The sequence below is a fragment of the Pedobacter sp. AC402 genome, assembly GCF_979252805.1.
The window spans coordinates 644,071-657,208 of the sequence record NZ_CEEDAI010000011.1 but is presented as its reverse complement, the minus strand read 5'-3'; the positions used below and the strand labels follow the sequence as shown (position 1 = coordinate 657,208).

The following is a 13,138-nucleotide window of genomic DNA, read 5'->3' as shown; positions in this document are numbered from 1 at the left end:
CAGTACAGATTTCTATATTTGAAAAACGATTAACTAACCCCACATGAAAAAGATATTATTATCTGCAATGGCACTTTTGCCACTTGCAGCTTTAGCACAAAAACCGTTTACCGTTAGCGGTGATATTAAAGGATTAAAAAGTGGCGATAAGGTTTATTTAATCTATCAAAGCGAGGGTAAAAGTGTTACCGATTCTGCAACCGTTGCCAATGGTGCTTTTAACTTTAAAGGTACCTTAGTAAACCCTGCGCAAGGAAGCCTTTACTTAAATAAAAACCCATATGTAAATCGCCCGGCACAAGGTGAAAAATTAGATGGGCTTTCACTTTACGTAGAACCAGGAAATATTAAGCTTGCGGCTGCCGATTCATTAAAAAATGCAACGATAACAGGTTCTGTTGTTAATGACGACGCTAAAAAATTAACTGCACTAACCAAACCGGTAACCGATAAGCTTGATGCCATTAATGTAGAATATGCTGCTTACACGCCTGAGCAAAAACAAGATAAGGCTCTTATGGGTGCTTTAGGTGCACGTTATGAAAAAGAAGCTGCTGCAATGGCTCCATTGTTGTTACAATATGCTAGCAACAATCCAAAATCTTACATCAGCTTAAGTGCAATTAGCCAGCTGGCTCCAGATCCTGATCAGGCAGTGGCAGCAGAAAAAGCTTTTAACGGTTTATCGTCTGAACTTAAAGAGACTTCAGGAGGTAAAAAAATCGCAAAATTATTCGACGCTGGCAGAAAAACAGCTGTTGGTGCAATGGCGATGGACTTTACACAAAACGACCCTAATGGAAAACCAGTAAAATTATCTGATTTTAAAGGTAAATATGTACTTGTTGATTTCTGGGCATCATGGTGTAGCCCTTGTCGCCAGGAAAACCCTAACGTTGTGGTAGCTTATAATAAATTTAAAGATAAAGGCTTTACTGTTTTAGGTGTATCATTAGATCGTCCGGGTAAAAAAGATGCCTGGTTAAAAGCAATTGCTGATGATAAGTTAACCTGGACACACGTTTCTGACTTAAAATTCTGGGAAAACGAAGTGGCTCAAATGTATGGTATCCAATCTATCCCTGCCAACTTCTTAATTGATCCAACTGGTAAAATTATTGCTAAAGGATTAAGAGAGCAAGCTTTACAGGATAAACTTCAAGAATTATTGGGAAGTAAATCGAAATAATAATTCGGTTATCCAATCGCTGTGTCGAAAGAGATTGTTGAGGTATCTCCTATGTTTGAGATCAGCATGTTTCTTTCAAAATAAGCCCAGAAATAAATCCAGGGTGGTGCTCACAAGCATAAATAAACTGATAAAAAAGAAGCCCCTCAGATCAATTGATCTGAGGGGCTTCTTTTTTATATACCTGATTAGTTTTAAATTAAATCAAAACCGATATCTTCTCTAAAATATTTACCGTCGAAATAAATTCTACCTGCATCTGCAGTGGCTGATTGTAATGCGGTAAACAAATCTTTTTGTAAACTTGTAATCGCAATAACCCTTCCACCGTTTGTTTTAACCACATCATTTTCTAAAAGCGTACCAGCATGGAAAGCGTTAGAATGGCGAAGATTTTCGATTCCGGTGATGGCTTTACCTTTCAAATAATCGCCAGGGTAGCCTCCAGCCACAATCATTACGGTAGCAGCGGTTTGATCTGAAATAACGAGATTTACTTCGTTCAGTTTCTTATCTGCGGTGGCTAAAAACAGCTCAACCAGATCATTTTCAATCCTCGGGATTACACTTTCGGTTTCAGGATCGCCCATGCGTGCATTGTACTCAATTACAAATGGCTCTTCTCCTACTTTAATCAATCCGAAAAAGATGAATCCAGTATAATCAATATTATCTTTCTTTAATCCTTCAACTGTTGGTTTAATGATGCGTTCTTCTACTTTGGCCAAAAATTCTGGTGTGGCAAAAGGAACCGGAGAAACTGAACCCATACCGCCTGTATTTAATCCGGTATCATTTAATCCGATCCGTTTATAATCTTTAGCAGATGGCAGTGTGATGTAATTTTCTCCATCTGTTAAAATAAATACCGAAAGCTCTATTCCACTTAAAAATTGTTCGATTACAACTGTTGCGCCAGCTGCTCCAAATTTACCACCCAGCATCAGCTTTAATTCTTCCTGTGCTTCGATGGTTTCGGTACAGATTAATACACCTTTACCCGCAGCCAAGCCATCGGCTTTTAAAACTACTGGTAAAGCATGGTTTTGTAGATAAGCCAAACCATCTTCTAAAGTAGCTGGCGTGAAAGATTTTGAAGCCGCTGTAGGAATTCCATGGCGTTCCATAAATTGTTTAGAGAAATCTTTACTTCCTTCTAAAATGGCGCCTTCTTTTTTTGGTCCGATTACAGGAATATGTGCAATGGCTGTATCGGCCAGGAAAAAATCGTGAATACCGTTTACCAAAGGCTCTTCTGGCCCTACTACTACAAGCTGGATATTTTCTGTGAGTACTACTTTTTTGATCGAATCAAAATCGTTTACATTGATATTGATGTTGGTACCGTATGCTCCTGTACCACCGTTTCCTGGAGCAATAATCAATTTATCGCAGTGCGAAGACTGGCTCATTTTCCAAGCGAATGCGCTTTCTCTGCCGCCTGAACCTAAAAGTAAGATATTCATGTTGGCAAAGATAGGATTAGTGTTGGAATGTTGAAATTTTGAACGTTGAAATGTTATCGGCTTTTGGCCTAAACCCCCCATTAACCGCATTAGGCTTTGTTAGCTTCCTTTTGCACTGCGCGTCATTTGCTCCAGCATATCCCACATTTCATTAGGGATTGCCTCTAAGCCGTTCATCTGGCCTGCACCCTGCAACCATTCGCCACCATCAATGGTAATTACCTCACCGTTAATGTATCCGGAGAAATCGCTCACCAGAAATGCAGCTAAATTGGCAAGTTCCTGATGATCCCCAACTCTTTTCAAAGGTACACGGTTTTTGAAATCGAATTTTTTGGCTAAATCGCCGGGCAATAAACGCTCCCATGCGCCTTTGGTTGGGAACGGACCCGGGGCAATTGCATTGGTACGGATACCATATTTACCCCACTCTACCGCTAAAGATCTGGTTAATGCTAAAACGCCACCTTTTGCACAGGCCGAAGGCACCACATAGGCTGAACCTGTAAATGCATAGGTGGTAATGATATTTAATACAGTTGCTGTTTGTTTTTCCTTAATCCAATGTTTGCCAAAGGTAAGTGTACAGTTAACGGTACCTTTTAATACAATATCGATAATAGATGAAAATGCGTTGGCAGATAAACGTTCGGTTGGCGAAATAAAATTACCCGCAGCATTGTTCAATAAAACATCAACCGCACCAAATCTTTCTAAAGTTTTGGCCAGTACGTTTTCTACCTGTGCTACCTCCCTCACATCGCAAGCTACAGCCAATACTTTACCACCTGTTTTTTCTTCCATTTCGTCGGCGGTTTTTTGCAGTACATCTTGTTTGCGACTTGTGATAACTAAGTTTGCGCCTAATTTCAGGAAATAAACACCCATTGCTTTTCCCAGTCCCGTTCCACCGCCAGTAATTACAATGGTTTTTCCTTTTAAAGCGTCTTCTCTAAGCATTGGTGAATTATAACTGAACATCGTGTATTTGGTTATTAGTGGTTGATTATTGAAATTGGTTAACTGTTGAAACCGTTAATTGGTTAACTATGAATTTGCCAGCCGAAAACTAACTATTGCAAACTACTTCCGTTGCAGGTTGGCTAAAATTGTTTTCAGTATGTGGCGTGTTGCCGGCGACCACCATTGTGCCAACATTTTCTCAAGTGTAGCAGACTGATCGGCGGTTACAGCAGTGATCAATTCTTCGCGGATATTTAATTTACTTTGCGACCAGGTATTGCTTTCCAGCTCCATAAATTTTTTAATCTTTCGCTCGGCAGCGGTTAACAAACTTTCATTCCTTACCAGCTCATCTACCAAACCTACTTTTAAAGCTTCCTCAGGGTTATAAAGCTTGCCCGAAAGCAGGCTTTTTGTGGCTTCGGCTTTACCGATCCAAAAGGCGTATAACTGAAAAATACTATTGGGAACGATAATTCCTACCGGAACTTCGTTTAAGCCGATAATGTATTGCCCTTCGGCCATTACACGGTAATCGCAGGCTAAAGCCATTACGCAACCACCCGCAGGGCTATGCCCGCTTATTGCTGCTACCATTGGTTTTTTAAACGAAACCAGGTTGGCTGTAAAACCAAGGAACAACTGCCAGAAAGATTTTGCTTCTTCTTCGTTATAATTGTAAAGCTCTACCAGATCTAAACCTGCAGAAAAGAAAGGTGCTGTTCCGGTTAAAATTACACCGCCAATGTTATCATCGGCGGTGATGTTTTTGAGCATATCGTCTAATTCGGTAATCAGCTCGCGGTTTAAGGCGTTTGATTTTCCTCTATCTAATGTTATAGTGGCTAAACGGTCTTTAACACTTACTTTTATTGTATTCATATGTTAAATAGTATCAAGATTATAGGTATTGATTAGCATGATATTTAAGCTAAATATAATTATGCATGCATATCAATTCAAATTTATCTATTTTTCCTTATTTAACATCATAAGTGTAAACTTTTCTACCTAAATGCCCAAAGGCATCTATTCCTTCTATTACCACGCGATATTGTGCAGGCTCATCGGCATTGTAAAAATCAAATTTTGCTTTACCATCTTTATCGGCCACAACCTGTGGGTTCCAATAAATGGTTGTTCTTAAATCGGCCCTGTTACTGTTACTTTCTGTATCATATTTTGGCGAATAAAATTCTCTTGATATGGTAAAGCCTTTTGGATTAAAGGTTACAATTCCTGGTGCATAACGATCGGTACTTCTGCCCCCATCGCCGCGTTTGGTGGTAATAATAATTACCCCACCGCCACCTTGCGAACCATATATTGCGGTATTACCAATGCTTTTTAAAAGCTCGATGGATTCTACATCTGTTGGCGTTACGTTATCCAGAAAATCAGACTCCATTTGCATCCCATCAACGATAATACGAATTGGTGTATCCTGACTGCGCATTAAATACGGCACATTGCCTCTAAAAATTACACCTGGCAAACGGCCCTGCAAACATTGAGATAAGGTAACGCAGGTAGACAACTGATCGGCCGTCATTATAAAATCTGCCCTGCCGGCTCCGTTTAGGTTTGATGAATTTTTAGCAGGATTTTTCTTTTCGGTAATGGTTACTTCCTCCAGCTTAATTGTTCGCTCGAGTAACCCTAAACGGGTCATCTCATTAAAATAACTGTCGCTCTCTTTAATGTATTTCATCAATGTATTGTTCACATTCACCTCAACATCGGCACCATTTTTATTTTTGGTTACAATCTGATTGGGCACTACATCAAGGTTGATATCAACAAATTTCCTTTCGGTTTTGGTTCTTGCCTGCACCACAAATTTTGTACTGTCGCCAAAACTCAAATTATCAAAAACGAACTTACCTTCGGCATTGGTTACGGTATCTAAAATATACATCGTTCCTTTGGTAGCCATAAGCATTACTTTTCCACCGGGTACTGGCTTATTGCCCTTGGTTATTGTACCACTGATGGTGATGGATTGTTCGGGTTTGTAGGTAATGTTCGGGCCAATGTTATTAATGATATTCTTCCAGATAAATCTTCTCCACCCTTGGGTAAGCATCAGGTTGTCGAGCTCTTTTTGCGTTTGTAGGTCATCCTTTAAAAAGTAATGGTTGGGTTTTTCTACATATCCGATCAAATCAGAAGTAAGCAATAAGGAGGTTAGGATATTTGTTTCATTGTCTTCATCTGGTGTTACCTTATTGGCGTTGGTAACCGAAACAGAAAAGCTGCCCAAAACAGGTTGCCCTTCATTGGCGGCATCAAAGGCAAAACTGGTTTTACCTTTTTTAGCTGTTGAAACGCCTGATGAATTGAGTGAAACGTCTATCAGTCCGGCTTTATTATTTACAAAAATTAAACGCTCGGCAATAGGCTGGTTGCTGCCCGAAAATAAGGTAAACTGAACAATACCTGTTGGTAGATTTTTTTTAGGGATATTGGCCAGCAACACTTGTTTATCCATTTTGGCTTTCGAAACATAATACACATTTCCGCCATGCTGTGCCACCACTTTTAGCTCCTCACCATTAACCAGATCGGCACTGCCCATAATTTTAAGTACAACCTTGCCAGTATCCAAACTGTTTAAAGATATGGTGTAACCACTTTTAGCGGCAGCCGGAAGTTTTACGGTTTTTTGCGATCCATCTTTAAACTTAATTTTCGCAGAATATGTTTTTCCTGCCTGGCTGTTAAATACCAGGTTTCCCATTCCTAAATAACTGGTTGCAAAATTGGTTATTTCTGCACCTGCTTCATCAACAATTACTCCTTCTACATCTTCTCCATGTCCGCTTGCATTAACAGCCTTTATGGCCACCTTTTGTGGCAGTTCTTCAACGAGTGTTCCTCCTTCGGGCATAAACTGCACATCAACATCGTTTGAAGTTGAAGTAATCGGGATGGATTTAACTACTTTTTGTTTGTTATCAAGCGTGATGGTGGCAATTATCTTACCCGATTTATTCTGAAAAGGTTGATTATTGGTGAAATTGATTACTGCATCACCGCCTAAACTGGTTTTCACCTTCCCTTTGGCTACCGAACGGTAATCTAACTGCACATCATAACTAATTTCGTTCTCACTATAGGCTACTCCATTCTTATCCTCGAAATGCACGGTGGCACTCACTTTATCGGTATTGTTTTCTTTACTGAAGTTGTAAGTTGTTTTTGTAAAAACTTTGTTAGCCCAGCTATTTCCGATCTTAATTGTTTTATCGAAGAAGAATTCAGTTCCAAAATTCCGCATATAATTGGTGTACGCCCTAATGCGGTAATTGCCTTCTCCTAACGAATCGGTAAGCTTAAAATCTCCCCAGGATATGCCGCCCATTATTGGTAGTTTAACTACTTTTTTAAGCGAATCTTTTTCGTTTATCAGCTCTACATACAAAATTTTACTGATGCTGGATGGTGTACCGGTTTTAGTATTTACCACATAGGCTTTAAACCAAACATCATCCCCTATGGCATAATAAGGCTTATCTAAATGAAGGTGAACTTTTTCCTGGGGATATTTGCTGGTATAATCATCGAATTTTTGTAGAAGCTGACTAAATGGATCATCATCCATTTTAAATGCGGTAAAGCCGATTAATAAACAAATAAAGCTGAGTGCGAGAATAATTCTGGGTTTCATGAGGTTAGGTACAAATAAATACGCGTCAAGGTACAAAACCTAAAGCATACTTTTATGAAGTTACCGTGAAATTTAGTTTGAATTCTAAGTTTTTAGTTGATGGCCCAGCAGCATGCACATATAGTATTGTTTCCCCGGAGATTCAGGGTGGGCTGCTCCTCAGCAATCACTACCGGTTGTTCATAAACCCGACAGTAGCGGCGGCTCCCGATTTCTTCTATCGGGACTACAGCGAATGGCGGGACTACAGGCCGCCAAAAGGCTGTAATGTTCATTTCCCAAAAGAAAAATCTTGTTTATGCAAATCATTTGGAAATGAAAGGGCCTGAACATTTGGCACCTCCAGTCCCGCTTTTGTTTCTGCCGATGAAAAATCGGCATTCACGACAATCGGGTTTAGAAACCAGGTTTAGTGCTCAAAAAAAGCCCGTTGTTCATAAACCCGACAGCAGCGGCGGCTCCCGATTTCTTCTATCGGGACCACAGCGAATGGCGGGACTACAGGCCGCCAAAAGGCTGTAACGTTCGTTTCCAAAAGAAAATTGTTGTTTATGCTAATCATTTGGAAATGAAAGGGCCTGAGCATTTGGCACCTCCAGTCCTGCTTTTGTTTCTGCGATGAAAAATCTGCATTCACGACAATCGGGTTTAGAAACTAGGTTTAGTGCTCAAAAAACAGATCATGTTCATAAACCCGACAGCAGCGGCGGCTCCCGATTTTTTCTATCGGGACCACAGCGAACGGCGGGGCTACTGGCCGCCAAATGGCTGTAACGTTCGTTTCCCAAAGAAAAATACCTGATTTGAATCAGATATTACGCTTCCCATCAAATTTATAATAAAAAAAGCGCTATCGGTGATGAAACCTTCCTGCCCTAAGCGGTAACCAATTATGAGGGTCATAAAACCTTCCTGCCGTAAGCAGCGACCAATTATGAGGGTCATAAAACCTTCCTGCCGTAAGCAGCGACCAATCATGAGGGTCATGAAACCTTCCTGCCATAAGCAGCGGCAAATCATGAGCAAATGCCAATTTTCAGTTCGGCACCTGTAATTTACAGTTTATCAAGCTGACATTTACAGTTAACTGATTTAAACAATTAACAAACAATCATTAGAATTTATTCTTCCACATCATGCTTTCTACCGGCCTTGTGGTTTTATTGTTGTATTTTGCATTACCTTTTGTATTGTACATGGTTTCAATTTTACCGTCAACAACAAAATAAATCAATTGACCTATCGGCATTCCGGCATAAATTTTTACAGGCTGTGCTACCGATATTTCCAACGTCCAGGTGTTGCAAAAACCAACATCACCTTTACCTGCTGTTGCATGGATATCGATCCCTAACCTACCTGTACTGCTTTTTCCTTCTAAAAACGGAACATGGCCGTGCGTTTCTGTATATTCTACTGTTACGCCCAGATATAAGGTGCCCGGATGAAGGATAAATCCATCTTTCGGAATTTCAAAGTGTTCTATTTCATTATGAGCCTTGGCATCAAGCACGCGGCTTTTATATGTAGCCAGATATTTCCCTAAATGAACATCATACGAGTTGGTGCCTAAACATTCGCGTTTAAAAGGCTCAATGATGATTGTTCCCTTCTCAATTTCTTCTAATATCCTGCTATCAGATAATATCATTTTTATACGTATTTTTGGCCTAAATTATCATTTATTTAAGATAATTTTGCATGTAATCTCCAATTTAATCAATGCCAATAATTTACAATAAAAATATTGATCAGCATTCTGTTTTAGCAATTTGGAAAATTGAGGAAACAGAGGAAGAATTGTTGGCCGGACTACAGCTTAAGCAACATGAACGCGATATAATTTCTTCATTAAATAGTGGAAAACGTTTGCTGCATTGGTTAAGCACCCGACTTTTGTTGAGAACGATGCTTAATACAACTGAATATATAGATTGCCAGTTTGATGAACATGGCAAGCCTTACCTTGTTAATTTCGATTACCATATTTCATTAAGTCACTCTTACGATTACGCTGCCGTAATGATTAGCAAAGATCATCCGGTTGGTGTGGATATAGAATTGATTAAACATAAAATAAAAAGCATTAAACATAAGTTTTTGAGTGATCTAGAACTTGCACAAAAACAGATAGGTGATAATACAGATGGCCTGTATGTAGCCTGGTGTGCCAAAGAAGCAATTTATAAATGGCACGGAAAAAAAGGACTGGAGTTTAAACAGCATATTCACATTAAACCTTTTAAGCTGAAAAGCGAGGGTTCTTTAAATGCAATTGTTGAACTTCCTAACGGCACCCGCGAGCTGGCCGTAAATTATTTTAAAACCAAAGACGGCTATATGCTGGGCTATGTAGCAAGCAATTCTTAACCACACAGAGATGAACGAAATAGATGAAAAAGTAATTGCAGCAGATTTGATTCCAACCTTGTTTACAGATTGGGGCTTAACAGATTATCAGCAGGCCTGGGATAAACAGGAAGATTTATTGAATAAAACGGTGGCCATTAAAACCGATAACCGTGTAAACAATACCCAAAAACCTACCCCAAACCACCTTGTATTTTGCGAACACTCTCACGTTTACACACTGGGCAAAAGCGGGCATCCTGAAAATTTATTGCTGGATGAGCAAGGATTAAAAGCTAAACAGGCTACTTATTATAAAATAAACCGTGGTGGCGATATTACCTATCACGGACCAGGGCAGATTGTAGGTTATCCTATTCTTGATCTTGATAATTTCTTTACCGATATTCATTTATATCTCCGCACACTCGAAGAAGCGGTTATTCTTACTTTGCAGGATTATGGCATACCGGCAGGCCGCTATCCGGGTTATACTGGTGTTTGGTTGGATGCAGACAATGATAAAGCACGAAAAATATGCGCCATGGGCGTTCGTTGCAGTCGTTGGGTTACCATGCACGGTTTTGCATTTAATGTAAATGTAGATTTGGATTACTTTAAAAACATTGTTCCATGCGGTATTGATGATAAAGCCGTAACTTCTTTAGCGAAAGAATTGGGCTATCAACCGGATATGGAAGAGGTGAAAGGGAAGCTTAAAAACCATATTGCCAATCTTTTTAAAATGAAGCTGATTTAATGGTTAGGCTTATTCTAATAGTTGCATTAGCTATAGCTACGAAAGCTGCTTTTGCCCAGAATGTGAATGAAATAATCACATTCATAAAAGAGAATCCTAAAAAGGCAGCTATTGTACTGGTAGAGAACAGGGATTATTACAGATGCTGCTTTTAGACAAAAACTGATCATTGCGCTGAAATAAAACTAAGCTCAAAGCTATTTCGTAGATTGAACTATGAAAATTTTGCTGAACATCATTTTATTTTCTTTACTAACTTCGGGCTGCACAAAAAAAGAGCCCATGTATACCGAACCTACTAGCAGTACGCCTACAACAACCCCGGCAACAACCGGCGATTACACTTACCTGGCCCTGGGCGATTCGTACACCATTGGAGAAGCGGTTAAGCAGGCAGAATCTTTCCCTTATCAACTGCAAAACCTGCTCAAGGCTAAAGGCAAAAATGTAGCAAACCCTAAAATTATTGCCGTTACCGGCTGGACTACCGACGAGCTGCAATCTGCCATAAAAAGAGAAGCCTTAACAGGAACTTATAGTTTTGTAACGCTTTTAATCGGCGTAAACAATCAATACCGTGGCTACCCGATTAACACTTATAAAAAAGAGTTCGCAGAATTGTTACAAACAGCGATAACTTTTTCCGGAGGCGATAAAAGCAAAGTCTTTGTGGTTTCCATACCCGATTGGGGGGTTACTCCCTTTGCTAAAAATTCTGGAAGAAACTCCCAAACCATTGCGAGCGAAATCGATAGTTTTAACGCTGCAAATCAAGAAATAACGCTTGCAACAGGTGTTAGCTACACCAACATTACGCCAGCATCCAGAAATGCAGCTACCGATATTTCTTTAATTGCCAACGATGGGTTGCATCCAAGTGGTAAAATGTATGCCGAATGGGCAAGTGCTTTATTCACAAATGTTGCTAATGTGTTGAAATAATTTAGCCGCTTATTTATTCTGTTTTTAAATTAAAAAATTTACTTTAGTTCAACTATTTAAATTAATCACCTTTAAAAACATTAAAATTATGAATGAGTATGAATCAGGCGGAGTAGCCGCAGGTATTGGCTTAGTTGGGGGTATTTTTTACCTTGCGATAATCGTTTTGTGGATTGTTGGCATGTGGAAAGTATTTGAAAAAGCAGGTAAACCAGGCTGGGCCGCAATTATCCCTATCTACAACTTGATCATTTTGTTAGAAATTGTAGGCAAACCAATGATCTGGATTTTATGGTTAATTATACCTTGTGTTAATATCGTATTTGCAGTTTGGCTTTATAATTTAGTAAGTAAAAGTTTTGGCAAATCAGAAGGCTTTACAGTTGGTTTAGTTATCTTTCCATACATTTTTTGGCCGATCTTGGGTTTTAGCGATGCTAGGTATTTAGGTCCATCAGCTGCAGAAGCACAAAACGGCGGTTTTGGAAATAATCCTTTCAACAATCCAAATAACCCGTTCAACAGCCCAAACAATCCTTTTAACAAACCAACTGATAATCAGAATACACCTAACGATACCCCTCCACCGGTAGTTTAATTCAGGATGTTTATCATATTTATATTTTGCAGCTTAATCAACTTTGTTGATTGGCTGCAAAATCATTTAATAGCCTGCCCATTTAAAGCTTTAACAGGCATTGATTGTCCGGGTTGTGGCTTCCAAAGATCTTTAATTGATCTTGTTCAAGGCAATCTATCAAAAAGCTGGTCACTTTACCCACCAACTATCCCACTCTTATTGCTGTTTATCTCTACGGCAATACTTTATAAATTCAACATTAAGCAACGCACACTCCTATTCAGGATAATGGTTATCACTGTTGGCAATTTTGTAATGATTAGCTACCTGCACAAAATGTTTCTCAGCTAAACGTTCATATTAGCGGTTAAGTGATTATAATCTTTTAACACCGTTTCTAAAAATTGTAATTCATTCATTCCAGATGGGACGGTTGCCAGAATATGTGCTTTGGTTTTAGCGGCCATGGCATAAATTAAATCGGCATTTCCTGTTTGATAGTAACCTGTTAATACCTCATGAATTAACTCAATATCCCTATCATTTAAATGCAAAACCTCTTTAAACTGCGCGTTGTACTCTTCTGGCAAATTAAAGCTAAAGGCTACATTGGTAAATTCTGTTCTGGGCTTTGTTTTAATTAAAGTGGTTTTGGCCAGTATATCGCCCACTCTCTGGTGGTTTTTGGTTACCGCTACTGAAACCAGTGCAACCACGCCCCAACCAAAAGGGAAACCAAAATCAATCATCCTGAATAGCCACCTAAAAACATACTGACCTAAAGTGGGTTGGGATCCATCTAAACTAATTACTTTTATTTTTAATATTTTTTTTCCTAAAGTCTGGCCATCCATTGTAATTTCACATACCAGATCGTAGAAAGCAAAAATGGCTAGAAATATAAAAAAAACAACCATTGCAGCACTACCCGACATTGCCATTTGGGCTGCCCCCATCACCACCATGGTAATAACCGCAATAACTAAAAACCCGGCCAAATCTATGCAACGGGCAGCTATGCGTTCTCCCAATCCGGCAATTTCGTAATCAATATCAATATTTTGAGCGGTGCTAATTTTGATGCTATCCATATTCAAACATAATTTTTTTTAAAGATAATTGCTGTATATCGATCTTAAATTATTTTCAACTAATGATTTCTTATATTTCCGCCAATTATTGCATCTGCATTAAAAAAGTTTCGGGATGAGAAACAATG

The 13,138-nt window shown here is 39.2% G+C and carries 12 protein-coding genes; 6 read left to right on the top strand and 6 right to left on the bottom strand.

Annotated elements, in window-relative coordinates; translation table 11 throughout:
* The first annotated feature begins 43 nt into the window (after nt 1-43).
* Entirely contained in the window at nt 44-1,189 is a 1,146-nt protein-coding gene (locus AC0IWE_RS21850; RefSeq protein WP_471794719.1) for a redoxin domain-containing protein, read from the top strand.
* A 194-nt stretch (nt 1,190-1,383) separates the two neighbouring features.
* Here the strand turns inward: AC0IWE_RS21850 and purD are convergent, their stop codons facing one another.
* From purD to dcd, 5 genes are all read right to left on the bottom strand, one after another.
* Complete coding sequence (gene purD, locus AC0IWE_RS21845) at nt 1,384-2,655, bottom strand: phosphoribosylamine--glycine ligase (RefSeq protein WP_471794718.1); 1,272 nt, start codon at nt 2,653-2,655, stop codon at nt 1,384-1,386.
* A gap of 99 nt (nt 2,656-2,754) precedes the next feature.
* On the bottom strand, nt 2,755-3,636 hold the full coding sequence (locus AC0IWE_RS21840) for an SDR family oxidoreductase (RefSeq protein ID WP_471794717.1): 882 nt from the start codon (nt 3,634-3,636) through the stop codon (nt 2,755-2,757).
* A gap of 102 nt (nt 3,637-3,738) precedes the next feature.
* Nucleotides 3,739-4,500: an enoyl-CoA hydratase/isomerase family protein gene (locus tag AC0IWE_RS21835; protein ID WP_055909261.1), complete on the bottom strand. Its 762-nt coding sequence runs from the start codon at nt 4,498-4,500 to the stop codon at nt 3,739-3,741.
* Between the two features lie 97 nt (nt 4,501-4,597).
* A complete protein-coding gene (locus AC0IWE_RS21830) occupies nt 4,598-7,288 on the bottom strand; it encodes a carboxypeptidase-like regulatory domain-containing protein (RefSeq protein WP_471794716.1) in 2,691 nt (896 codons plus the stop codon).
* A gap of 1,114 nt (nt 7,289-8,402) precedes the next feature.
* Complete coding sequence (dcd, locus tag AC0IWE_RS21825) at nt 8,403-8,939, bottom strand: dCTP deaminase (RefSeq protein WP_055909269.1); 537 nt, start codon at nt 8,937-8,939, stop codon at nt 8,403-8,405.
* Between the two features lie 71 nt (nt 8,940-9,010).
* Here dcd and AC0IWE_RS21820 point away from each other — a divergent pair, with 71 nt between their 5' ends.
* From AC0IWE_RS21820 to AC0IWE_RS21800, 5 genes are all read left to right on the top strand, one after another.
* On the top strand, nt 9,011-9,658 hold the full coding sequence (locus tag AC0IWE_RS21820; RefSeq protein ID WP_471794715.1) for a 4'-phosphopantetheinyl transferase family protein: 648 nt from the start codon (nt 9,011-9,013) through the stop codon (nt 9,656-9,658).
* 10 nt (nt 9,659-9,668) lie between these two features.
* Entirely contained in the window at nt 9,669-10,397 is a 729-nt protein-coding gene (lipB, locus tag AC0IWE_RS21815) for a lipoyl(octanoyl) transferase LipB (protein ID WP_471794714.1), read from the top strand.
* Between the two features lie 216 nt (nt 10,398-10,613).
* Nucleotides 10,614-11,339: an SGNH/GDSL hydrolase family protein gene (locus AC0IWE_RS21810; protein WP_471794713.1), complete on the top strand. Its 726-nt coding sequence runs from the start codon at nt 10,614-10,616 to the stop codon at nt 11,337-11,339.
* Nucleotides 11,340-11,427: 88 nt separating this feature from the next.
* Nucleotides 11,428-11,937, top strand: a complete 510-nt coding sequence (locus AC0IWE_RS21805; protein WP_471794712.1) for a DUF5684 domain-containing protein — start codon at nt 11,428-11,430, stop codon at nt 11,935-11,937.
* A gap of 6 nt (nt 11,938-11,943) precedes the next feature.
* Nucleotides 11,944-12,270, top strand: coding sequence for a DUF2752 domain-containing protein (locus AC0IWE_RS21800; protein WP_471794711.1), 327 nt, complete (start codon nt 11,944-11,946; stop codon nt 12,268-12,270).
* On the opposite strand, the gene AC0IWE_RS21795 is transcribed toward AC0IWE_RS21800, so the two are convergent.
* Nucleotides 12,267-13,010: an RDD family protein gene (locus AC0IWE_RS21795; protein WP_471794710.1), complete on the bottom strand. Its 744-nt coding sequence runs from the start codon at nt 13,008-13,010 to the stop codon at nt 12,267-12,269. The genes AC0IWE_RS21800 and AC0IWE_RS21795 overlap by 4 nt on opposite strands.
* Nucleotides 13,011-13,138: the final 128 nt, after the last annotated feature.

Excerpts from the sequence above, each read along its gene's own strand:
- AC0IWE_RS21850 (WP_471794719.1), top strand. The coding sequence starts at position 44 with ATGAAAAAGATATTATTATCTGCAATGGCACTTTTGCCACTTGCAGCT.
- purD (WP_471794718.1), bottom strand. The coding sequence starts at position 2,655 with ATGAATATCTTACTTTTAGGTTCAGGCGGCAGAGAAAGCGCATTCGCT.
- AC0IWE_RS21840 (WP_471794717.1), bottom strand. The coding sequence starts at position 3,636 with ATGTTCAGTTATAATTCACCAATGCTTAGAGAAGACGCTTTAAAAGGA.
- AC0IWE_RS21835 (WP_055909261.1), bottom strand. The coding sequence starts at position 4,500 with ATGAATACAATAAAAGTAAGTGTTAAAGACCGTTTAGCCACTATAACA.
- AC0IWE_RS21830 (WP_471794716.1), bottom strand. The coding sequence starts at position 7,288 with ATGAAACCCAGAATTATTCTCGCACTCAGCTTTATTTGTTTATTAATC.
- dcd (WP_055909269.1), bottom strand. The coding sequence starts at position 8,939 with ATGATATTATCTGATAGCAGGATATTAGAAGAAATTGAGAAGGGAACA.
- AC0IWE_RS21820 (WP_471794715.1), top strand. The coding sequence starts at position 9,011 with ATGCCAATAATTTACAATAAAAATATTGATCAGCATTCTGTTTTAGCA.
- lipB (WP_471794714.1), top strand. The coding sequence starts at position 9,669 with ATGAACGAAATAGATGAAAAAGTAATTGCAGCAGATTTGATTCCAACC.
- AC0IWE_RS21810 (WP_471794713.1), top strand. The coding sequence starts at position 10,614 with ATGAAAATTTTGCTGAACATCATTTTATTTTCTTTACTAACTTCGGGC.
- AC0IWE_RS21805 (WP_471794712.1), top strand. The coding sequence starts at position 11,428 with ATGAATGAGTATGAATCAGGCGGAGTAGCCGCAGGTATTGGCTTAGTT.
- AC0IWE_RS21800 (WP_471794711.1), top strand. The coding sequence starts at position 11,944 with ATGTTTATCATATTTATATTTTGCAGCTTAATCAACTTTGTTGATTGG.
- AC0IWE_RS21795 (WP_471794710.1), bottom strand. The coding sequence starts at position 13,010 with ATGGATAGCATCAAAATTAGCACCGCTCAAAATATTGATATTGATTAC.